At 52.6% G+C, this 20,870-nt stretch carries 21 protein-coding genes; 14 read left to right on the forward strand and 7 right to left on the reverse strand.

The genetic code is table 11. The annotated features are described in order from the left end of the window. Positions 1-8 precede the first annotated feature (8 nt). The 5 genes from yeiB (at position 9) to mglC (ending at position 6,268) form a co-directional block, all read left to right on the forward strand. Positions 9-1,166 (forward strand): DUF418 domain-containing protein YeiB, encoded by a 1,158-nt coding sequence (gene yeiB / locus AC0LWE_RS12490; protein WP_219347550.1) that lies wholly within the window; start codon positions 9-11, stop codon positions 1,164-1,166. A gap of 155 nt (positions 1,167-1,321) precedes the next feature. Continuing rightward, positions 1,322-2,344: an HTH-type transcriptional regulator GalS gene (gene galS, locus AC0LWE_RS12495; protein ID WP_219347551.1), complete on the forward strand. Its 1,023-nt coding sequence runs from the start codon at positions 1,322-1,324 to the stop codon at positions 2,342-2,344. Positions 2,345-2,641: 297 nt separating this feature from the next. Beyond that, on the forward strand, positions 2,642-3,640 hold the full coding sequence (gene mglB / locus AC0LWE_RS12500; protein WP_059179257.1) for a galactose/glucose ABC transporter substrate-binding protein MglB: 999 nt from the start codon (positions 2,642-2,644) through the stop codon (positions 3,638-3,640). Between the two features lie 81 nt (positions 3,641-3,721). Further along, positions 3,722-5,242, forward strand: coding sequence for a galactose/methyl galactoside ABC transporter ATP-binding protein MglA (gene mglA, locus AC0LWE_RS12505; RefSeq protein ID WP_059179256.1), 1,521 nt, complete (start codon positions 3,722-3,724; stop codon positions 5,240-5,242). Between the two features lie 15 nt (positions 5,243-5,257). Further along, positions 5,258-6,268, forward strand: coding sequence for a galactose/methyl galactoside ABC transporter permease MglC (gene mglC / locus AC0LWE_RS12510; protein ID WP_015959746.1), 1,011 nt, complete (start codon positions 5,258-5,260; stop codon positions 6,266-6,268). A gap of 48 nt (positions 6,269-6,316) precedes the next feature. Here mglC and sanA read toward each other — a convergent pair whose 3' ends face one another. The 4 genes from sanA to AC0LWE_RS12530 all read right to left on the reverse strand — a co-directional run bounded on the left by sanA (position 6,317) and on the right by AC0LWE_RS12530 (position 9,267). After that, positions 6,317-7,036: an outer membrane permeability protein SanA gene (gene sanA, locus AC0LWE_RS12515; protein WP_015959745.1), complete on the reverse strand. Its 720-nt coding sequence runs from the start codon at positions 7,034-7,036 to the stop codon at positions 6,317-6,319. Between the two features lie 127 nt (positions 7,037-7,163). Further along, positions 7,164-8,048 (reverse strand): cytidine deaminase, encoded by an 885-nt coding sequence (gene cdd, locus AC0LWE_RS12520; protein WP_219347552.1) that lies wholly within the window; start codon positions 8,046-8,048, stop codon positions 7,164-7,166. Between the two features lie 128 nt (positions 8,049-8,176). Next, positions 8,177-8,872, reverse strand: a complete 696-nt coding sequence (locus AC0LWE_RS12525; RefSeq protein WP_059179254.1) for a CidB/LrgB family autolysis modulator — start codon at positions 8,870-8,872, stop codon at positions 8,177-8,179. Continuing rightward, the gene (locus tag AC0LWE_RS12530) at positions 8,869-9,267 is read right to left on the reverse strand and encodes a CidA/LrgA family protein (protein ID WP_059179253.1); all 399 of its coding nucleotides are present in this window, start codon (positions 9,265-9,267) and stop codon (positions 8,869-8,871) included. Before AC0LWE_RS12530 ends, AC0LWE_RS12525 begins: the two co-directional genes overlap by 4 nt. A 215-nt stretch (positions 9,268-9,482) precedes the next feature. On the opposite strand from AC0LWE_RS12530, the gene AC0LWE_RS12535 reads away from it, so the two are divergent. The 5 genes from AC0LWE_RS12535 (at position 9,483) to AC0LWE_RS12555 (ending at position 15,189) form a co-directional block, all read left to right on the forward strand. Next, positions 9,483-9,746, forward strand: coding sequence for a hypothetical protein (locus tag AC0LWE_RS12535; protein WP_059179252.1), 264 nt, complete (start codon positions 9,483-9,485; stop codon positions 9,744-9,746). 87 nt (positions 9,747-9,833) lie between these two features. Next, entirely contained in the window at positions 9,834-10,766 is a 933-nt protein-coding gene (dusC, locus tag AC0LWE_RS12540; protein ID WP_219347553.1) for a tRNA dihydrouridine(16) synthase DusC, read from the forward strand. Positions 10,767-10,949: 183 nt separating this feature from the next. Further along, positions 10,950-11,783: a transcriptional antiterminator BglG gene (bglG, locus tag AC0LWE_RS12545; RefSeq protein ID WP_059179250.1), complete on the forward strand. Its 834-nt coding sequence runs from the start codon at positions 10,950-10,952 to the stop codon at positions 11,781-11,783. Between the two features lie 136 nt (positions 11,784-11,919). Beyond that, positions 11,920-13,776, forward strand: a complete 1,857-nt coding sequence (gene bglF / locus AC0LWE_RS12550; protein ID WP_219347554.1) for a PTS beta-glucoside transporter subunit IIABC — start codon at positions 11,920-11,922, stop codon at positions 13,774-13,776. 15 nt (positions 13,777-13,791) lie between these two features. Continuing rightward, complete coding sequence (locus AC0LWE_RS12555; RefSeq protein WP_202667488.1) at positions 13,792-15,189, forward strand: glycoside hydrolase family 1 protein; 1,398 nt, start codon at positions 13,792-13,794, stop codon at positions 15,187-15,189. A gap of 45 nt (positions 15,190-15,234) precedes the next feature. Here the strand turns inward: AC0LWE_RS12555 and yohP are convergent, their stop codons facing one another. Beyond that, a complete protein-coding gene (gene yohP / locus AC0LWE_RS12560; protein ID WP_015572324.1) occupies positions 15,235-15,318 on the reverse strand; it encodes a small membrane protein YohP in 84 nt (27 codons plus the stop codon). 220 nt (positions 15,319-15,538) lie between these two features. Here yohP and mdtQ point away from each other — a divergent pair, with 220 nt between their 5' ends. Continuing rightward, positions 15,539-16,957 carry a multidrug resistance outer membrane protein MdtQ gene (gene mdtQ / locus AC0LWE_RS12565; protein WP_219347555.1) on the forward strand — a complete coding sequence of 473 codons (1,419 nt, stop codon included), beginning with the start codon at positions 15,539-15,541 and terminating at the stop codon, positions 16,955-16,957. 51 nt (positions 16,958-17,008) lie between these two features. Next, on the forward strand, positions 17,009-17,782 hold the full coding sequence (locus AC0LWE_RS12570; protein ID WP_219347556.1) for an SDR family oxidoreductase: 774 nt from the start codon (positions 17,009-17,011) through the stop codon (positions 17,780-17,782). A gap of 48 nt (positions 17,783-17,830) precedes the next feature. On the opposite strand, the gene AC0LWE_RS12575 is transcribed toward AC0LWE_RS12570, so the two are convergent. Beyond that, positions 17,831-18,397 (reverse strand): DedA family protein, encoded by a 567-nt coding sequence (locus AC0LWE_RS12575; protein WP_059179245.1) that lies wholly within the window; start codon positions 18,395-18,397, stop codon positions 17,831-17,833. Positions 18,398-18,572: 175 nt separating this feature from the next. Between AC0LWE_RS12575 and AC0LWE_RS12580 the strand changes: the two genes are divergently transcribed. Continuing rightward, complete coding sequence (locus AC0LWE_RS12580; RefSeq protein WP_059179244.1) at positions 18,573-19,160, forward strand: Yip1 family protein; 588 nt, start codon at positions 18,573-18,575, stop codon at positions 19,158-19,160. 168 nt (positions 19,161-19,328) lie between these two features. Then, entirely contained in the window at positions 19,329-20,273 is a 945-nt protein-coding gene (pbpG, locus tag AC0LWE_RS12585) for a D-alanyl-D-alanine endopeptidase (RefSeq protein ID WP_202667491.1), read from the forward strand. Here the strand turns inward: pbpG and AC0LWE_RS12590 are convergent, their stop codons facing one another. After that, positions 20,274-20,828 carry a GNAT family N-acetyltransferase gene (locus AC0LWE_RS12590; protein WP_131488817.1) on the reverse strand — a complete coding sequence of 185 codons (555 nt, stop codon included), beginning with the start codon at positions 20,826-20,828 and terminating at the stop codon, positions 20,274-20,276. Positions 20,829-20,870: the final 42 nt, after the last annotated feature.

Below are 20,870 nucleotides of genomic sequence, written 5' to 3' on the forward strand. Positions count from 1 at the left end.
CAGGATAAATGGAGCGTAATGTCACGCTGGATTTTGTACGTGGCGTTGCCATCCTCGGTATCCTGCTGCTCAACATTAGCGCCTTTGGTCTGCCAAAGGCGGCTTATCTCAATCCTGCCTGGTATGGCGAAATCACCCGCCGCGACGCCTGGACCTGGGCGATTTTAGATCTGTTTGCGCAGGTCAAATTCCTCACGCTCTTTGCATTACTTTTTGGTGCGGGTCTCCAGATTTTGCTCAAGCGCGGCAAGCGCTGGATTCAGTCCCGCCTCACGTTGCTGGTCATCTTCGGGTTTATTCACGGTCTGTTTTTGTGGGATGGCGACATTCTTCTGGCCTATGGTTTAGTCGGGCTGATTTGCTGGCGCATGATCCGCGACGCGCAGGATGCTAAAAGCCTGTTTAACACTGGCGTGATGCTCTATGCCATTGGCATTGGGGTCCTGCTGCTGCTGGGTATGATTTCGGGCGGCACCACCAATCGTTCGTGGATCCCTGGCGCGGCATCGCTCCAGTATGAGCAATACTGGAAGCTGAAAGGCGGCGTCGAAGCGATCAGCAATCGGGCGGATATGCTCGGAGACAATCTGCTCGCATTAGGGGCGCAATACGGCTGGCAGCTGGCGGGGATGATGCTGATCGGTGCCGCGCTGATGCGCACCGGCTGGCTGAAAGGGGCGTTTAGCCTCAGGCATTATCGCCTCACGGGAGCCGGACTGGTTCTGCTGGGCATGGCGATCAACCTGCCTGCGGTGAGTGCGCAATGGATCCTGGACTGGGACTATCGCTGGTGTGCTTTTCTGTTGCAGGCTCCGCGAGAGCTAAGCGCGCCGTTCCAGACCATCGGCTATGCGTCGCTTATTTTCGGGTTCTGGCCGCAAATTGCACGTTTCAGATTAGCCGCTGCCGTCGCGTGCGTTGGACGCATGGCTCTCAGTAATTACCTGCTACAAACCGTAATCTGCACGACGCTTTTCTATCGATTAGGCCTGTTTATGAAATTCGACAGGTTCCAGCTCATGGCATTTGTGATCCCCGTTTGGATGGTCAACATGCTCTTTTCCGTTATCTGGTTGCGCTATTTCCGTCAGGGCCCGGTGGAATGGGTTTGGCGTCAATTAACCGCACTTGCTTCGGGTGTTTCATTGAATAATACATCCAGATAACGATCTGGATCACAATCATTAACAAAACGGATGTAACCGTTTTCATCTGTGTGAGCTTCTTCACGTAGTCCCTTCTCCGTCGCTGCCAAAATAGCCTCCTTGCTAAACACAGGGGGTGTCTGTGAGTTGCTGCAATCCTACAAAGTGTGGTGAATATGATCACCATTCGTGACGTGGCCCGCATCGCGGGTGTTTCTGTTGCTACCGTTTCTCGCGTCCTGAACAACAGTGCGCTGGTGAGTCCTGAAACGCGTGAAAGCGTGATGAAAGCGGTCACGCAGCTGGGCTATCGCCCAAATGCTAACGCTCAGGCGCTCGCCACTCAGGTGAGTGACACCATCGGCGTTGTGGTGATGGACGTGTCAGATGCATTCTTTGGCGCGCTGGTGAAAGCCGTGGACGTTGTTGCCCAGCAGCACAATAAATACGTGCTGATCGGCAACAGCTATCATGAAGCTGAAAAAGAGCGTCATGCCATTGAAGTGCTGATACGTCAGCGATGTAACGCACTGATTGTTCACTCAAAAGCGTTGAGCGATGAGGAGTTGGCAGGTTTCATGGATCACATCGATGGGATGGTTCTGATTAACCGCGTTGTGCCAGGCTACGCCCATCGCTGCGTGGCGCTGGATAACGTCAGCGGCGCCATGATGGCCACGCGAATGCTGATCAATAACGGCCACCAGCGCATCGGTTATCTGGCCTCAAGCCATCACATTGAAGATGACGACATGCGGCGTGAGGGCTGGCAGAACGCGATGAAAGAAGCGGGGATTATGCCTGTCGATAGCTGGATAGGTACCGGTGCACCGGATATGCAGGGTGGGGAGGCCGCCATGGTTGAACTGCTCGGACGCAATTTGCAGCTCACGGCGGTATTTGCCTACAACGACAGCATGGCCGCCGGGGCGCTTACCGCGCTTAAAGACAATGGAATTGCGGTGCCACAGCATTTGTCATTGATTGGTTTCGATGATATCCCGATTGCGCGCTACACAGACCCTCAGTTAACCACGGTGCGTTACCCTATTGCGTCAATGGCGCGTCTTGCCACTGAGTTGGCGTTACAGGGCGCCGCAGGGGAGCTTGATTCGAGCGCAACACACTGTTTCATGCCAACTTTAGTGCGTCGTCATTCTGTTGCTATTCGGCAAATTGTGGCTCCGATCACTAACTGATAACGATGAGTGATGTAACCGTTTTCAATCTGTGAGTAAATTCACAGTATCTTAACAAGGCGCTGACTATGATGTCAGCGTTTTAGGAACTGAAACGCTATGTAACGGTGATTAATCACTTTTACTATAGCCAAAGTGCCGCAAACAACCATAAAGCGCATTTCTGGAGCGTTACCGAACACGGAAGAGAGAAATTTTATAAGTGAACTTCGGCGGTCAGTAACGTTTTATTAACACCCGCCTGCCGATCGTTATTCACAAGAAGAATTACCCTGCATAAAAAAAACCGGAGATACCATGAATAAGAAGGTTTTGACTCTGTCTGCCGTTATGGCAAGCATGCTTTTTGGCGCAGCAGCGCACGCTGCGGATACCCGTATTGGCGTGACAATCTATAAATACGACGACAACTTCATGTCTGTTGTGCGTAAAGCAATTGAAAAAGATGCTAAAGCAGCGCCAGACGTCCAGCTGCTGATGAACGACTCCCAGAACGACCAGTCCAAACAGAACGACCAGATCGACGTTCTGCTGGCAAAAGGCGTTAAAGCCCTGGCAATCAACCTGGTTGACCCGGCTGCGGCAGGAACGGTTATCGAGAAAGCGCGCGGGCAGAATGTGCCAATCGTCTTCTTTAACAAAGAGCCTTCCCGCAAAGCGCTGGACAGCTACGACAAAGCCTTCTACGTGGGTACTGACTCCAAAGAGTCCGGTATTATTCAGGGCGATCTGATCGCTAAACATTGGGCAGCAAACCCGAACTGGGATCTGAATAAAGATGGTCAGATTCAGTTTGTTCTGCTGAAAGGCGAGCCGGGTCACCCGGATGCTGAAGCGCGTACCACTTACGTTATCAAAGAGCTGAACGACAAAGGGCTGAAAACGCAGCAGCTGGCGCTTGATACCGCGATGTGGGATACCGCGATGGCAAAAGACAAGATGGACGCATGGCTGTCTGGTCCGAATGCTAACAAAATCGAAGTGGTTATCGCGAACAACGATGCGATGGCAATGGGTGCGGTTGAAGCGCTGAAAGCACACAACAAATCATCTATTCCAGTCTTCGGTGTGGATGCATTGCCAGAAGCGCTGGCGCTGGTGAAATCGGGCGCAATGGCCGGTACCGTTCTGAACGACGCTAACAACCAGGCGAAAGCCACCTTCGACCTGGCGAAAAACCTGGCCGCGGGCAAAGGTGCTGCAGATGGCACTACCTGGAAAATCGAGAACAAAATTGTACGTATCCCATACGTGGGCGTAGATCAGTCGAACCTGGCTGAGTTTGTCGGTAAATAAGTTATTGTTTGCATGTTCTCACAGGGCGCAATTCGTTGCGCCCTTTTATAACGCGATATGCGAGGCCGTCAAGGTATAATTATGGTCAGCACAACTACTCAGTCGTCACGCGAATTCTTGTTAGAAATGAGCGGTATTAACAAGTCATTCCCGGGCGTTAAGGCTCTCGATAATGTTAATTTAAAAGTGCGTCCTCACTCTATTCACGCGTTGATGGGAGAGAACGGTGCAGGTAAATCAACATTATTAAAATGCCTTTTTGGAATCTATCAAAAAGATTCTGGTAGCATCCTTTTTCAGGGGAAAGAGATCGACTTCCATTCAGCCAAAGAAGCGCTGGAAAATGGTATTTCGATGGTTCACCAGGAGTTAAACCTGGTGCTTCAACGTTCTGTTATGGACAATATGTGGTTGGGTCGTTATCCGACCAAAGGCGTATTTGTCGATCAGGACAAAATGTACCGTGATACAAAAGCTATTTTCGATGAACTGGATATTGAGATTGACCCGCGCGCACGCGTAGGGACATTATCCGTTTCGCAGATGCAGATGATCGAAATTGCAAAAGCGTTCTCCTATGATGCGAAAATTGTCATCATGGATGAGCCAACATCTTCATTAACGGAAAAAGAGGTGAATCACCTTTTCACTATTATCCGTAAATTGAAAGATCGCGGCTGCGGTATTGTGTATATCTCGCATAAAATGGAAGAGATTTTCCAGCTTTGCGATGAAATCACTATTCTGCGTGATGGTCAATGGATCGCCACCCAGCCTCTCGAAGGGCTGGACATGGACAAAATCATCGCCATGATGGTTGGGCGCTCTTTGAACCAGCGCTTCCCGGACAAACAGAACACGCCAGGCGAAGTGATTCTTGAGGTGCGCAACCTCACGTCGCTGCGTCAGCCTTCCATCCGCGATGTCTCTTTCGATCTGCACAAAGGCGAAATTCTGGGTATTGCCGGGCTGGTCGGTGCAAAGCGTACTGATATTGTGGAAACCCTGTTTGGTATCCGTGAGAAAGCCGATGGCACCATCACGCTGCACGGTAAAAAAATTAATAACCATAATGCCAACGAAGCCATTAATCATGGTTTTGCACTGGTGACTGAAGAGCGTCGCTCGACGGGTATTTACGCGTATCTCGATATTAACTTTAACTCGTTAATTTCGAATATTCGTAACTATAAGAATAAAGTCGGCCTGCTGGATACTTCCCGCATGAAAAGCGATACCCAATGGGTTATCGATTCAATGCGTGTGAAGACCCCAGGACATCAGACGCAAATTGGTTCGCTTTCCGGCGGTAACCAACAGAAAGTCATTATCGGTCGCTGGTTATTAACCCAACCAGAAATTTTAATGCTGGATGAACCGACGCGCGGTATTGACGTAGGAGCCAAATTTGAAATTTATCAGCTGATTGCTGAGCTGGCCAAAAAGAATAAAGGGATCATTATTATATCTTCCGAAATGCCGGAATTGTTAGGGATCACAGATCGTATTCTGGTTATGAGCAATGGTCTCGTTGCCGGAATTGTTGACACCAAAACGACAACGCAAAACGAAATTCTCCGTCTTGCGTCTTTGCACCTTTAAGATCAGGGGCTCCTCATGAGTGCGTTAAATAAAAAAAGTTTTCTCACTTATCTGAAAGAAGGCGGAATTTACGTCGTACTTTTAGTATTACTGGCCATTATTATTTTCCAGGACCCTACGTTCTTAAGTTTATTAAACTTGAGTAACATTCTGACCCAGTCCTCAGTGCGTATTATTATCGCATTGGGTGTGGCGGGTCTTATTGTCACTCAGGGTACCGACCTGTCAGCAGGACGTCAGGTAGGCTTAGCGGCTGTTATCGCGGCAACATTATTGCAGTCCATTGATAATGCAAACAAAGTGTTCCCGGAAATGGCTACCATGCCTATCATTCTGGTGGTGCTGATCGTGTGCGTTATCGGTGCCATTATCGGTCTGATTAACGGTATCATCATCGCGTATCTGAACGTAACGCCGTTTATTACAACGTTGGGCACGATGATTATCGTTTACGGGATCAACTCCCTGTATTACGACTTCGTGGGCGCATCACCGATTTCCGGTTTCGACAGTGGCTTCTCCACCTTCGCTCAAGGCTTTGTGGCGCTGGGCAGTTTCCGTCTGTCGTACATCACCTTCTATGCGCTGATTGCAGTCGCGTTCGTCTGGGTGCTGTGGAACAAAACGCGCTTCGGTAAAAACATTTTCGCTATCGGCGGTAACCCTGAAGCCGCGAAAGTGTCTGGCGTTAACGTTGCGCTGAACCTGCTGATGATTTACGCATTGTCCGGTGTGTTCTACGCATTCGGTGGTTTGCTTGAAGCGGGCCGTATCGGCTCTGCAACGAACAACCTCGGCTTCATGTACGAGCTGGATGCCATCGCAGCCTGCGTCGTAGGTGGCGTATCGTTCAGCGGCGGTGTGGGTACGGTAGTGGGCGTGGTCACCGGTGTTATCATCTTCACCGTAATCAACTACGGCCTGACGTATATCGGCGTGAACCCTTACTGGCAGTACATCATCAAGGGCGCGATCATCATCTTCGCCGTCGCCCTGGATTCACTGAAATACGCACGTAAAAAGTAATAGTCGTAGCCAAAAAAAGCCCGCTGAGATGCGGGCTTTTTTGTTTTCTTATTTTTTGTCTTTTATCTGTAGATCCAGAAGTTGCTCGGGTGTGACTGCCGGATAATCCTGCGCACCTTCGGGCACTTCGTGCAGCTCCGGAATAGGAACCAGCGGACCTAAAAAGCGTGGTTCACGTTTGAAGAGATACAGGTCGGCGAGCGCGCCAAAGCGAGCGCCAAACTCACGAACGCGGACGCTGAGCATATCTTTTGGCGACGGTACGGCGTAGCACTGGGCCTGAATGCCCATATGGAGCGCAATAAAGAGCGCGCGCTCGCAGTGGAAACGCTGCGTGATGATAATGAAATCGTTGGTATCAAATACTTTGCGGGTACGCACAATAGAATCCAGCGTACGGAAACCGGCGTAATCCAGAACGATATCCGCGGGATCGACACCTGCGGCAATCAAATCTTTGCGCATGGTCATCGGCTCGTTATAGCTTTGCTGCGCATTATCGCCGCTTAACAGCAGGTAATTCACTTTGCCGCTGTTGTAGGCATTTAACGCGCCCTGAATGCGGTAGCGGTAATATTGATTGATAACGCCCGTACGATAATATTTTGCCGTCCCCAGCACCACGCCAACCTGTCGATAAGGCAGATCCTGTAAATCGTCAAAAATATAGGGGGCGGTTTTCCAGCTCATCCAGCGGTCGAGGCCGAGCGCAGCCAACAGCAGTATGCCGACCAGGACAGACAGGCTGTAAAACACACGCTTTAACATGAAGATGACTCGTCCGTGGGTGAAATTTCACTCAGGCTACTTTACCCGCCTGGGAAGCGCAAGAAACTGCGATTTGATTGAGGGGAATTTCATCAGTTTTGCGGGCATTTCTGCCCGCAAAGAAAGATTACGCCAAGAGCGTGCGGTCGATATGAGAACAGCCCAGTGCTTTCAGGGTGGCCGCGGTGGCATCCCACTGAATCAGCGGCGCGTCGGCTTTTTCGGCGAGGATCGCGCGCTGAATTTCCGGGTAATCATAGCCGTTCAGGCTCAGCAAATTCAGGGCACCTTGCAGTGGTGGCAGGGTTGGGTTGAATGCGGCGTTCTCGGCATAACTGCCAGAGAAAATACGACCATCACGGCACTCCAGCGCAACACCACTCGGTGACTGGCTGTACGGCGCGTGACTTTTGTTGGCGGCGGCAATGGCAGACTGCGCCAGGTCATCGCCCGTTAACGCATAGCCGTGGTTCTGTTCATCCATCAGCAGCGTTTTGATGTCGAGGTCTTTCGGACCAAAAGCATCCGGCAGGTAATCTCCGAGCGTATGTGGCTCACGACCCGGCAGGTTGATGCGCAGTTCCAGACCGCTGTTCAGCTCATTCATAAACTGGCGACAGTGACCGCAAGGGGTGTAGTTAACGGTGATGGCTTTCAGGGCATGTTCCCCGCGCAGCCAGGCGTGACTGATCGCGCTCTGCTCTGCGTGGACAGTTTGTTGCATCGTCGCACCCAGGAACTCCATGTTCCCGCCGAAATACCATGTGCCACTCACGCCGCGCGCGATGGCACCAACGTTGAAGTGGGAAAGGTCGGCTCTTGCGCAGGCAGCGGCCAGCGGGAGCAGTGCGAAAGCCAGCGCGTCTTCGTCGAGTCCCGTAGCCTGTTTAAGCATCGTGACCTGCTCAGCCGTCAGCAAGGCGGGGAAGTGCTCATCCGCCAGAACCGGAGCCAGGGCTGATTGCAAATTCTCGGCGAGCTGGGCGAAAGCAGATTGAAAACGTGGGTGCATGGCAATGCCTCATAAAGGTTAATGGATCGGTAGTTTACGGAGCCACTACCGCTTTATATGTGATCCAGTTCTCATTATGTATGCAACTTATGAAATCAAAATGAAAATTGCGCGACGCATCGCAAATTTTAGCCCACCACAGCCAGAATGATCGGGAATAAGAACGGCGCAATGAGCGACGTCATGATCCCACAGATCACCAGGGCCAACGAGCTAAACGCGCCTTCCTGATAATCCAGTTCCGCGCAACGCGCAGTGCCGAGCGCATGCGATGCGGTTCCCATTGCCAGCCCACGTGCCGCTTTGGTTCGAATGCGCATCACATTCAGCAGCGAGTGACCGAATACGGCACCCAAAATACCGACAAAAATCACACACATCGCGCTAATCGCGGGAATGCCACCAATGCTGCCACCCACGGCCATCGCAATCGGTGTGGTCACGGATTTCGGTAATATTGAGGCGGCGATTTGCGGCGAAGCGCCCATCAGCAGGGCAACAGATGTCCCTGTCACCATCGCGACGACGCTGCCAATCAGGCAGATCGTGATGATGGATTTCCAGCGAGCCCGGATCTGGTGAAGCTGCTCGTAGAGTGGAAACGCCAGGGCAACGACCGCAGGCTGCAACAGATCGTTCAAAATTTTGCTGCCCGCAAAGTAGCGCTCGTAAGGAATGTGGGCGATCAGCAGGAAGGGAATAATCACCACCATGGCTACCAGCAGCGGATTGAGCAGCGGCATTTTAAAACGGGCAGCCAGTTTCCGTGCAGCGAAGAAAACCACCAGCGTTAACGGCAGTGACCACCAGATATTGGCCATCATTTTTGGTTTCCTTTTTGCCCTACCACTTTACGTTCGCCATGCACCAGATGCGAACTCCAGCTCACCACAAGGAACACCACCAGCGTGCTGATGGCGCATGAGACAACAATCGGACCAAACTGGGCTTTCAGCACATCGTAATATTGCATCACCCCCACGCCGATCGGCACGAACAGCAGCGCCATATAACGAATCAGCACGAAGCATCCAGGGTTGACCCACTTTGGCGGCAAAATTTGTAGCGCCAGTAGCAAAAACATAATCAGCATGCCGATTATGCTGCCCGGAATGGTGATAGGCAGTAGAGACGCGACGAAAATGCCTGCATAGAGGCAAGCGTAAATAAGGATAAACGCGCGCAGATATTGCCAGACAGCATTGAGAAATTTGATCATGGTGAAAGTCCTTGATGAAACGCATTCATCATACAATTAAACCTGGAAACGTGCTACGGATCACATCATGAAATTTGAGCATACCAGACATTCCTTTTTGGAACGTCGGGCATTTCCCCAGGATTAAGGGTAAAGGTGATATAAAACAGTGTAGTACCGGGCAGTTTTTCGGCGGTAATGATATGATAAATCTCTCGCACAGGCAGGAGATCCTCATGCCAGAATATTTCATTTTCAAAAAGGGCAGTGCGGTTCACGCACGGCCAGCTGCAGATATTGACGCCGCGTCTGCGCTCAAAGAGCAGGGCTACGAAAAGCAGTTCGAAGAAATCATTGCTTCAGATGAGAAAAGCGCCCTTGCGCGATTTGCTTCCATTAAGAAAGAAGAACAACTGACCGTGCACGCGTTTATGACGGGACCGGCGATCATTTCGCTGGCGCTTGTCATCATGGTGGTCATCGGTTTTGTGTTGACGTGATATCGCCTCGGGACGCGCGTTAAACAGCCCTTTCCACGCGCCAGGAGAGCGGCTACCATAGCGCGTCTTTTTTCACAGGTATTGAGAATGCGTGTATTACTGGCGCCGATGGAAGGTGTGCTCGACTCACTGGTGCGCGAGCTGCTGACCGAGGTTAATGATTACGATCTCTGCGTCACCGAGTTTTTGCGTGTGGTGGATATGCTGTTGCCTGCAAAGTCGTTTTATCGCCTCTGCCCGGAATTGCATCGTCAGAGTCGGACGACGTCAGGCACGCTGGTTCGCATTCAGCTTCTGGGCCAATACCCCGAGTGGCTGGCGGAAAACGCTGCGCGGGCCGTGGAACTGGGCTCTTATGGCGTTGATCTCAACTGCGGCTGCCCGTCGAAAATGGTTAACGGGAGCGGGGGCGGCGCAACGCTGCTCAAAGATCCTGAGCTGATTTATCGCGGCGCGAAAGCGATGCGTGAAGCCGTGCCTTCTCATCTGCCCGTCACGGTAAAAGTGCGTTTGGGCTGGGACAGTGGCGATCGCCAGTTTGAGATTGCGGATGCTGTTCAGCAGGCGGGCGCGAGCGAACTGGTCGTTCACGGGCGTACCAAAGAAGACGGTTACAAAGCGGAGCGCATTAACTGGCAGGCGATTCGCGACATTCGCCAACGGCTGAATATTCCTGTTATCGCCAATGGTGAAATATGGGATTACGCAAGTGCGCAAGCCTGTCTACAGGAAACGGGCTGTGACTCGGTGATGATCGGTCGCGGTGCCCTCAATATTCCAAATCTGAGCCGGGTGATTAAATATAACGAACCGCGCATGGCCTGGCCTGATGTGGTGACGCTGTTGCAAAAATATACTCGACTCGAAAAGCAGGGCGACACCGGGTTATATCACGTTGCTCGTATCAAACAGTGGTTGAGTTATTTACGCAAAGAATACGATGAGGCGCTGGGGTTATTTCACGAAATCCGCACGCTGCAAACGTCAGCGGATATTGCTCGCGTCATCCAGTCCAAATAAAACGGATAACCCCGTCTTTCCGGCGATACTAATCACGATCTAAATCACATTTTTACTCGTGACGCATTGAGGCCATGAATGAAAGTGATAGAGTGACAAAACTGGATTGTTACTGCTACGGCAGGCAAAACCTGATTTTCTGGCATTTGTCGGAGGTCAGGTTTTTTTGTTTCTGGGGTTCCAATGAAAATCGCCAAAATTCTTAATAATAATGTGGTGGTTGTTCTGGATGAGCACGGGCGTGAGCAGGTCGTGATGGGCCGTGGGCTGGCCTTTCAGAAACGCATCGGTGAAGATCTGGACACAGATAAAATAGAGAAAGTGTTCGCGCTGCAAAGCGATGAACTGGTCGGACGGCTTGGGGAATTACTCAGTCAAATTCCCCTTGAAGTGATGACCACCTGCGATCGCATTATTGGGCTGGCGGCGCAGAGACTCGGAAAATTGCAGGACAGCGTCTACATCACGTTAACGGACCACTGTAACTTTGCCATCGAGCGGCAAAAGAAAGGGGTCGCTATCAAGAACGTATTGTTATGGGAAATTCGACGTCTGTATCCGAAGGAATTCGCTCTGGGCCAGGAGGCTCGCGCAATTATTGCCAAACGGTTGGGGGTTGAGCTTGCCGAAGATGAAGCCGGTTTTATCGCCCTGCATCTGGTGACTGCACAACTCAACAGCGAAATGCCAGAAGTGATGCACGTGACCCGCGTGATGCAGGAAATCTTACAGCTGGTGAAATATCAGCTGCAGCTGGAGTACGACGAAGAGTCACTAAGCTATCAACGTTTTGTGACGCATTTGAAGTTCTTTGCCCAACGAATGCTGACCCGTACCGTGGTGCAGGACGACGATGTGTCGCTGCATACAGCGGTGAAGGATAACTACGCTAAAGCGTGGAAGTGTGCGGAAAAGATTGGGCAGCATTTGCAGAATAGCTATCAGCGAGAGCTGACGACCGAAGAAATTATGTTCCTCGCCATTCATATTGAACGGGTGAGAAAAGAAGGGCGTTAAGCCCCAAAACTGGATTGTTACTGCATACCGCAGGCAAAACCTGAGCGCGGCTTCTGAAAGGAAGACGTTCTCGGGTTTTTTTATTTTTATACTCAGTCAACCGGTGCCTGTGGGCATCAGATGTAAGGAAATCGAAATGGAATACCAAGCTTTGGCGAAGGATATTCTTGCCCATGTTGGGGGGAAAGAGAATATCGTCAGTCTGGTTCATTGCGCCACCCGGCTTCGTTTCAAATTAAAAGAGAATCAAAAAGCAGATGCGCAAGGGCTCAAGAAAAATCCGGGCGTAATTATGGTTGTCGAAAGCGGCGGACAGTTTCAGGTGGTCATCGGAAATCACGTTCACGACGCCTGGCAGGCGGTGCGGGCAGAAGCAGGCTTGACGGACGAAACCCCCGTGGCGGCTGATGAACAGGGTGATAAAGGCAATCTGCTGGGACGCCTGATTGACATCGTGTCAGGCATTTTCACCCCATTTATCGGCATACTGGCGGCCTCCGGTATTCTGAAAGGGCTGCTGGCACTGGCGGTAGTCTGCGGTTGGCTCTCGACCGACAGCGGAACGTACAAAATTTGGTTCGCGGCAAGCGATGCGCTGTTCTTCTTCTTCCCGCTGGTGCTGGGCTACACCGCCGGTAAAAAGTTTGGCGGCAATCCGTTTATCACCATGGTCATCGGCGGGGCGCTCACGCATCCGATGATGATTCAGGCGTTTGAAGCCAGCCAACAGGTGGGGGCGGTGTCAGAGGCGTTCATGGGTATTCCCGTGACCTGGTTTAACTACAGCTCCTCAGTCATTCCAATCATTCTTGCTGCGTGGGTGAGTTGCTGGCTGGAAAAGCAGAGCAGCAAATTATTACCGTCGTCGATGAAAAACTTCTTCGCGCCGCTCATCTGTTTAGTCGTGACCGTACCGCTGACGTTCTTGATTATTGGTCCCGTCGCTACCTGGCTGAGCCAGCTACTGGCGAACGGCTATCAGTGGATTTATGTTCTGGCACCGTGGCTGGCTGGGGCGGCAATGGGGGCACTGTGGCAGGTCTGCGTGATCTTTGGGCTGCACTGGGGGCTGGTGCCATTGATGATCAATAACCTGGCTGTACTTGGCCACGACTCAATGCTGCCAATGCTGCTGCCTGCGGTGATGGGGCAGGTGGGGGCCGCACTGGGTATATTCCTGCTTACCCGGGACGCGCGCCAGAAGATGATAGCGGGTTCCTCCGTTACCGCAGGGATTTTCGGCATCACCGAACCGGCTGTGTATGGCGTTAACCTGCCGCTGCGACGCCCGTTTATCTTCGGTTGCGTGGCGGGCGCGGTGGGGGGCGCGATTGTAGGCTTTAGCGATACGCACGTTTACTCCTTTGGCTTTGCCAATATCTTTACCGTGGCGCAGATGATCCCGCCGGGCGGCGTGAATTCCACGCTTTGGGGCGGCATTATCGGCACGCTTGTGGCGCTGGTCTTGAGCTGCGTCATGACGCTGATCGCTGGGTTACCTAAAAGTGCAGCGCAGGATGAGCAGGTTATAACAGCATGCGAGGACGACGTTTTGGCTCCAATGAGCGGAACCGTGTTGGCGCTTGATCAGGTGCCCGACGCCACCTTTGCCAGCGGCTTACTGGGGCAAGGTGTCGCGATTATTCCTTCCGACAACAGAGTCATTGCTCCCTTTGCGGGTGAAGTGGCGTCGTTATTCCAGACCAAACATGCCATCGGCCTTCTGAGTGAGAGCGGTATTGAGGTGCTGATCCATGTCGGTATCGACACCGTGAAGCTCGACGGCAAGCCCTTCACTGCGCATGTCAAGGTGGGAGACAAGGTTCAGCCCGGCGATCTGCTGCTGGAGTTCGATCGTCAGGCCATTATCGATGCAGGATACGATCTGGCGACCCCCATTATTATCAGTAACAGTGACGATTACCGTGATGTGGTGATTGTGGCGGCAACGTCTGTCAGTGCCGGAACACCGCTATTAAACGTAAGCCATTAATAACAGGAGAACGTGATGAAAACTTTCCCGAAAACCTTTTTGTGGGGCGGCGCGGTTGCCGCAAACCAGGTAGAAGGCGCTTATCTGGAGGATGGTAAAGGCCTGTCGACCTCTGACGTACAGCCGCAAGGTGTATTTGGCAAGGTGGTCGAGCGCGTTGAGGGCGACAGCGGCATTAAAGATGTCGCAATTGATTTTTATCATCGCTACCCGGACGATATCAAACTGTTTGCCGAAATGGGCTTTAGCTGCCTGCGCGTATCGATCGCCTGGACACGTATCTTCCCGAACGGTGACGAGCAGCAGCCGAACGAGGCTGGGCTGGCATTTTACGACAAGCTGTTTGACGAACTCGCGGTACACAACATCACGCCGCTGGTTACGCTGTCGCATTATGAAATGCCGTGGGGGCTTGTGAAGCAGTACGGCGGCTGGGGCAATCGTCAGACGATCGACTTCTTTGAGCGCTACGCGCGTACCGTCTTTGCGCGGTATAAACAGAAAGTAAAGCTGTGGCTCACCTTCAATGAAATCAATATGTCCCTGCATGCGCCGATGACCGGCGTCGGCCTGCCGGAAGACAGCAGCAAAGCGGACGTTTATCAAGCGATTCACCATCAGCTGGTGGCGAGTGCGCTGGCGGTGAAGGCCTGCCATGAAATTATCCCGGATGCCAAAATTGGCAACATGCTGCTCGGCGGCCTGGTTTATCCTCTGACCTGTAAGCCAGAAGACGTGCTGGAAGCCTTACAGGAAAACCGCGCGTGGCAGTTCTTCGGCGACGTACAGTGTCGTGGGGCGTATCCGGGCTATATGCTGCGATTCTTCCGCGATAACGGAATTACGCTTGAAATCACCGATGCCGATCGCGAAGCGCTGAAAGCCACCGTCGATTTTATCTCTTTCAGCTACTATATGACCGGCTGCGTGACCACCGACGAGGAGCTCAACCAGCAGGCGCGAGGCAATATTCTGAGCATGGTGCCGAACCCGCATCTGGCGAGTTCCGAATGGGGCTGGCAAATTGACCCCATTGGCCTGCGTACGCTGCTGAATGTGCTGTGGGATCGTTATCAGAAACCGCTGTTTATCGTTGAGAACGGTTTGGGTGCGAAGGATAAGCCAGACGCTAATGGCGTGGTGCAGGACGACTATCGCATTCGCTATCTCAACGACCATCTGGTGCAGGTGCGCGAGGCGATCGACGACGGCGTGGAAGTGATGGGCTACACCAGCTGGGGACCGATCGATCTGGTGAGCGCATCGAAAGCTGAGCTTTCTAAACGTTATGGTTTTATCTATGTCGATCGCGATGATAGCGGCAACGGTACGCTGGCGCGCAGCCGTAAGAAAAGTTTCTACTGGTATCAAGAAGTGATTGCAACCAACGGGGCATCGCTGAAAGCGGAGTGAACGTAGGACGTGCCCGTCAGGCGCAATACCTGACGGGCAAAATCATCAGAAAATCATCTTAAAGACGCCCGTCACGACCAGTAAACCAATCAAGAAAATAATCAGAATTACCCACAGTAAAATCTTCATTCCCTTCTCCCTCGCCAAATGAGCTTAAGTGAATAAAGTGTAGCAGCCCGAAAGAAAAGTAGACTTATAACTGCCATAAATAATGAGTTTTCATCAATTTAGCGGGTGTATATTTTTCTGGTTATGTGAATGTATGACAAATTGCGGGTTGCCACGGGTTACTAAAAAAAAGTAAAGCATCCAGCGTAATTTGCGCCTTTCTTTTTATGTGAATGGCGTAATGAAACGTTCAATTATTTTCTCTTTAAGCTTGCCTCTCGCTTTCATGATTGTCGCGTGTGCTCCGCATCACGACACGTCGGCATCGCTGGCGCAGTTTATTCCGGCAACAAAAATCAACACTCAGCTGGCGCAAAACTCGTGGCCACAAAACTCGTGGTGGAAAGCGTACAACGACCCACAACTGGATTCGCTGATCGCTCAGGCTCAGGCCGATGCACCGGATATGCAGATTGCGCGTCAACGCATTGCGCTGGCGGAGGCACAGGCAAAGCTGGCCGCAGCGGCGGAGGGTCCTCAGCTTGATTTCTCTGCGAATGCCGAGCGGCAAAAAATGTCGGCAGAAGGATTAATGGGGCCCTTTGCCACCACTGACCCGGCCGCAGGCACGACGGGCCCGTGGTACACCAACGGTACGCTTGGCTTAACCGCCGGATGGGATTTGGACCTGTGGGGGAAAAATCGCGATCGGGTTGAGGCTCGCATTGGCAAAGTGAATGCGCAGAAAGCCGAGATGGAACAAACCCGGCAATTGCTCGCGAGCAGCGTTGCCCGCCTTTACTGGGAGTGGCAGACGCAGAACGCGATGGAACAGGTACTGGCGGCGATCAAAAAAGAGCAAGGCAATATCATTGGTGCCGATCGCGAGCTGTATCAGAATGGCATCACGTCGTCCGTGGAAGGGGTGGAGACAGATATTAACGCCAGTAAAACGGATGAACGCCTGGCGGACGTGAACGGCAAAATGAAAACCATTGAAGCCCGCCTGCGGGCTCTCACCCACTCTTCAGCAATCGTATTAAAACCACACGCACTGCCGACGGTGGAGGCTTCTCTGCCCGCGACGCTGGGCTATGAACTGCTGGCCCGCCGTCCCGATCTTCAGGAGGCGCGCTGGTATATCGAATCGTCGCTGAGTGAAGTTGATGCCGCAAAGGCGGCCTATTACCCAGATATAAATCTGATGGCCTTCCTGCAACAGGACGCGCTGCACTTAAGCGATTTGTTCCGTTCATCAGCACAGCAAATGGGCGTCACGGCCGGGCTGACGCTGCCGATTTTCGACAGCGGCAGGCTCAACGCCAGTCTGGATATCGTCCAGGCGCAAAGTAATCTGAGCGTGGCAAATTACAATAAAGCCGTGATTGACGCGGTAAATCAGGTTGAACATGCCGCCAGTGAAGTTGAAACACTGATGCACAAAAATCAGCAACAGCAACATGTCGAAGCCGATGCCGCGCGCGTGGTTGCGCTCGCGCAGGCCCGTTTTAACGTCGGGATCATTGCCGGGTCGCGCGTCAGCGAAGCGAAAATCCCGGCGTTGCAGGAGCGCATCGCCGGTCTGGCGCTGAAGGGGCAATATGTTGATGCGACGCTTCAACTGACGGCGGCACTGGGCGGCGGTTATCACCAGAGTTAATCAGTGAGCATTATCTATACTTAACTCTTTGTGATTTCACCGGAGGTGAGTATGGCAGCAGCAAATCGCGTCGCAATTGTAACCGCATCAGATTCAGGGATAGGCAAAACCACGGCGTTGATGTTGGCTGAACGTGGCTTTGACATTGGTGTGACCTGGCATTCCGATGAAGACGGGGCGCTGAAAACCTGCCGTGAAATTAAGGCGCGGGGTCAGCGCGCCGAAGCTATCCAACTGGATCTAAGCGACCTTCCGCAGGGCGCGAAGGCGATCGAATCACTCATCGCCCGGTTTGGTCGCCTGGATGTGCTGGTAAACAACGCCGGGGCAATGACCAAAGCGCCGTTTCTGGATATGGCATTTGACGACTGGCGGGCGATATTCACCGTCGATGTGGATGGGGCATTTTTGTGCTCGCAAATTGCCGCGAGGCAGATGGTGAAGCAGGGGCGGGGTGGGCGGATCGTCAACATTACGTCCGTGCATGAACACACGCCGCTCCCTGATGCGAGCGCCTACACGGCGGCTAAACACGCGCTGGGCGGATTAACCAAATCGATGGCAATGGAACTGGTGCAGCATAACATTCTGGTCAACGCCGTCGCGCCTGGGGCGATAGCCACGCCGATGAACGACATGGATGAAAGCGAAATCGAAGAGGGGTCAATGCCAGAAATCCCGCTCGGACGCCCGGGGCACACCAAAGAGATCGCCAGCCTGGTGGCCTGGCTCTGCGACACTGACGCCAGCTACACCACCGGACAATCTTTTATTGTCGATGGGGGATTCATGATCGCAAACCCGCAATTTAAACCGGCAGAGTAATCTCTCCCCCTCTCTCATCGGGAGAGGGGATGACGTCACCCTGCTGATTTACTCTCGCTTTTTGTCCCGGTATTTCAGCCACAGCCGCACCGCAATGACCGCCACGGCAATCACTATCACCCAAATCCAGTGTTTCAAATGCTGATCGAGATCGTGCAGCCATGGGCCAATCACTTCGCCGCCAACGTATCCCAGCGAGGTGAAAATCAACGCCCAGGCGATGGCGCCGATGATATTGAGCGGCAGGAAGATTTTCGGCGACAGTCGACTGGCACCAATCAGCAACGGACCGATGATGCGAAACCCGTACATAAACCGCGTTCCGATAACGAACAAATAAGGGTGACGCTGTATCAGGCGCTGCGCGCGATTAATCTTCTTTTGATGTTTCTTAAAACGTTTTAAAAGCGCAGGGCCGAAGCGTAATCCCAGCAGATAAAGCAACTGATCGCCAATCATGCCGCCTAGCGCGACAGCGGCAACCACCAGCGGGAAGCGCAGCAATCCCTGATGGGCAGCCACGCCGCCTAGCAGGGTAATGGTTTCGCCCTCTGCCACGCTACCAATCACCAGGGCAACATATCCGTACTGTTCAATTAGATTATTGATATCCATAAGGTAAGCATAGTCTCCCTCAGTGAACCCGCTTTAATCATACACCCTGTCAATCAATGGTGTCGCAACCAACGCCGTTTCGTCTCCGTGGCCTTTTTTTAGGCTGTACATAAAATAATCGAAACCCTGCATTATACTGACAGTAACGCTTGCGGGCTGACAATGAGGGGGCTGTATGAACCATGTCTGGGGCCTTTTTTCCCATCCCAATCGTGAAATGCACGTTATCAGAAGTGAGAACGAAACGGTCGCGCACCATTACACGCACCATGTCCTGCTCATGGCGGCAGTCCCGGTGATATGCGCTTTTATTGGTACCACGCAAATCGGCTGGAATTTTGGCGATGGCAACATCGTAAAACTGTCGTGGGTGACCGGCCTGGCACTTGCGGTGATCTTCTACGGCATCATGCTCGCAGGTGTGGCGATCATGGGGCGCGTCATTTACTGGATGGCGCGTAACTATCCGCAGCGCCCATCATTGACGCTGTGTATGGTTTTCGCAGGTTACGTGGCAACCCCTCTGTTTATGAGCGGCATCGTGGCGCTGTATCCGCTGGTCTGGCTGTGCGCGCTTGTCGGCACTCTTGCGCTGTTTTACACCGGTTATCTGCTGTTTGTCGGTATCCCGACCTTCCTGAATATTAATAAAGAGGAAGGGTTAAGTTTCTCGGGATCGACGCTGGCTATCGGGGTGCTGGTGCTAGAGGCCTTGCTGGCGCTGACGGTGATCCTGTGGGGTTACGGCTATCGCCTGTTCTAACCTGTATGCATTGCTGGCGTAAATGCCAGCAATGCAGCATCTGTTCACGATTCTTCGCTGGCGACATGCGCCCGGCACCGCTATGATGCCTTTGCCAGCCTGTGTCCGCGCGTTTTCACAGGAGGCGTACGTCATAACGTGCATGAATAATTATCAGAAGTTTCCCCCATGCTGAAATTCCGAGTCTCATTACTTAGCCTTGCGCTGATCCTGGCGGTGCCCGTTGCCGCACCAGCGATCGCGAAAACACCTGCACTGACGACTGCCGCTCAACCGGAAATTGCTTCGGGTAGCGCGATGATTGTCGATCTGAACACCAACAAAGTGATCTATTCCAGTCACCCGGATCTGGTGCGTCCGATTGCCTCAATTACCAAATTAATGACCGCGATGGTAGTGCTGGATGCACGACTGCCGCTGGATGAGAAACTCAAGGTCGATATCAGCCAGACGCCGGAAATGAAGGGGATTTACTCTCGCGTGCGTTTGAACAGCGAAATCAGCCGTAAAAATATGCTGCTGCTGGCATTGATGTCCTCGGAAAACCGTGCGGCAGCGAGCCTGGCACATCATTATCCTGGTGGTTACGACGCGTTTATCCGCGCGATGAATGCGAAAGCGAAATCACTGGGGATGAAGAATACGCGTTTTGTGGAGCCGACGGGTCTGTCGATCCATAACGTGTCGACCGCGCGCGATCTGACCCAAATGCTGATCGCCAGCAAGCAGTATCCGCTGATCGGACAGCTCAGCACCACGCGTGAAGAGATGGCTACGTTTGCGAATCCGGCTTACACGCTGCCGTTCCGCAATACTAACCATCTGGTTTATCGGGAGAACTGGAATATTCAGTTAACCAAAACGGGCTTTACCAATGCGGCGGGTCACTGTCTGGTGATGCGTACCGTGTTCAACGGTAAACCGGTTGCGCTGGTGGTAATGGATGCCTTTGGTAAATACACCCACTTTGCCGATGCCAGCCGTCTACGGACCTGGATTGAAACCGGTAAAGCCCAGCCAGTACCGGCGGCAGCGTTGAGCTATAAAAAGCAAAAAGCTGCGCAAATGGCCTCAGCGTCATCGGCGGGTGAACAAACCGCGCAAAACGATTAACTATTCCGGCAGCGTCCAGTCACCGTCGTTGAGTGGACGCTGCATGATCAGCGTATCCCGCCAGTTCCCTTTCTTGTAGCCCACGCTTCTGAGCTGTCCGGCCACTTCAAAGCCATGCTTTTTATGCAGACGAATAGAGCCTGAATTGTTGTGCCCGTCACCCACCACCGCAATCATTTGTCGCCAGTGGCCTTGTTCGCAGCGTTCAATCAGGGCATCCATCAGCGCGCTGCCAAAACCGCGTCCAGTGGCGCTGGCATCGACATAGATCGACTCTTCAAGCGTATAGCGATAGGCAGGGCGAGCGCGATACAGCGCGGCATAGCAGTAACCCACCACCACACCACGATAAAGCGCCACCAGCCAGGGCAACCCCTCGGCGGCGATATCGCGCATGCGCTGGCGCATTTCATCAATAGCGGGAGGGACTTCTTCAAACGAGGCGCGACCGTTCAACACATGCCAGGCATAGATGGCGGCAATCGCGTGGACATCGTCAGGCTGGGCGTCGCGCACCTCAACTTCATTCGCAGATAAGATCTCAACGGCCGACATGGCGGGCTTTCTCCTGGAAGAAAAAAGCCGGAGAAACGTTTC

This window comes from Lelliottia sp. RD5 (assembly GCF_056032945.1).

Bases quoted from the DNA above. Each gene is read 5' to 3' on its own strand.
- yeiB (WP_219347550.1), top strand. From the start codon at position 9: ATGGAGCGTAATGTCACGCTGGATTTTGTACGTGGCGTTGCCATCCTC.
- galS (WP_219347551.1), top strand. From the start codon at position 1,322: ATGATCACCATTCGTGACGTGGCCCGCATCGCGGGTGTTTCTGTTGCT.
- mglB (WP_059179257.1), top strand. From the start codon at position 2,642: ATGAATAAGAAGGTTTTGACTCTGTCTGCCGTTATGGCAAGCATGCTT.
- mglA (WP_059179256.1), top strand. From the start codon at position 3,722: ATGGTCAGCACAACTACTCAGTCGTCACGCGAATTCTTGTTAGAAATG.
- mglC (WP_015959746.1), top strand. From the start codon at position 5,258: ATGAGTGCGTTAAATAAAAAAAGTTTTCTCACTTATCTGAAAGAAGGC.
- sanA (WP_015959745.1), bottom strand. From the start codon at position 7,036: ATGTTAAAGCGTGTGTTTTACAGCCTGTCTGTCCTGGTCGGCATACTG.
- cdd (WP_219347552.1), bottom strand. From the start codon at position 8,048: ATGCACCCACGTTTTCAATCTGCTTTCGCCCAGCTCGCCGAGAATTTG.
- AC0LWE_RS12525 (WP_059179254.1), bottom strand. From the start codon at position 8,872: ATGATGGCCAATATCTGGTGGTCACTGCCGTTAACGCTGGTGGTTTTC.
- AC0LWE_RS12530 (WP_059179253.1), bottom strand. From the start codon at position 9,267: ATGATCAAATTTCTCAATGCTGTCTGGCAATATCTGCGCGCGTTTATC.
- AC0LWE_RS12535 (WP_059179252.1), top strand. From the start codon at position 9,483: ATGCCAGAATATTTCATTTTCAAAAAGGGCAGTGCGGTTCACGCACGG.
- dusC (WP_219347553.1), top strand. From the start codon at position 9,834: ATGCGTGTATTACTGGCGCCGATGGAAGGTGTGCTCGACTCACTGGTG.
- bglG (WP_059179250.1), top strand. From the start codon at position 10,950: ATGAAAATCGCCAAAATTCTTAATAATAATGTGGTGGTTGTTCTGGAT.
- bglF (WP_219347554.1), top strand. From the start codon at position 11,920: ATGGAATACCAAGCTTTGGCGAAGGATATTCTTGCCCATGTTGGGGGG.
- AC0LWE_RS12555 (WP_202667488.1), top strand. From the start codon at position 13,792: ATGAAAACTTTCCCGAAAACCTTTTTGTGGGGCGGCGCGGTTGCCGCA.
- yohP (WP_015572324.1), bottom strand. From the start codon at position 15,318: ATGAAGATTTTACTGTGGGTAATTCTGATTATTTTCTTGATTGGTTTA.
- mdtQ (WP_219347555.1), top strand. From the start codon at position 15,539: ATGAAACGTTCAATTATTTTCTCTTTAAGCTTGCCTCTCGCTTTCATG.
- AC0LWE_RS12570 (WP_219347556.1), top strand. From the start codon at position 17,009: ATGGCAGCAGCAAATCGCGTCGCAATTGTAACCGCATCAGATTCAGGG.
- AC0LWE_RS12575 (WP_059179245.1), bottom strand. From the start codon at position 18,397: ATGGATATCAATAATCTAATTGAACAGTACGGATATGTTGCCCTGGTG.
- AC0LWE_RS12580 (WP_059179244.1), top strand. From the start codon at position 18,573: ATGAACCATGTCTGGGGCCTTTTTTCCCATCCCAATCGTGAAATGCAC.
- pbpG (WP_202667491.1), top strand. From the start codon at position 19,329: ATGCTGAAATTCCGAGTCTCATTACTTAGCCTTGCGCTGATCCTGGCG.
- AC0LWE_RS12590 (WP_131488817.1), bottom strand. From the start codon at position 20,828: ATGTCGGCCGTTGAGATCTTATCTGCGAATGAAGTTGAGGTGCGCGAC.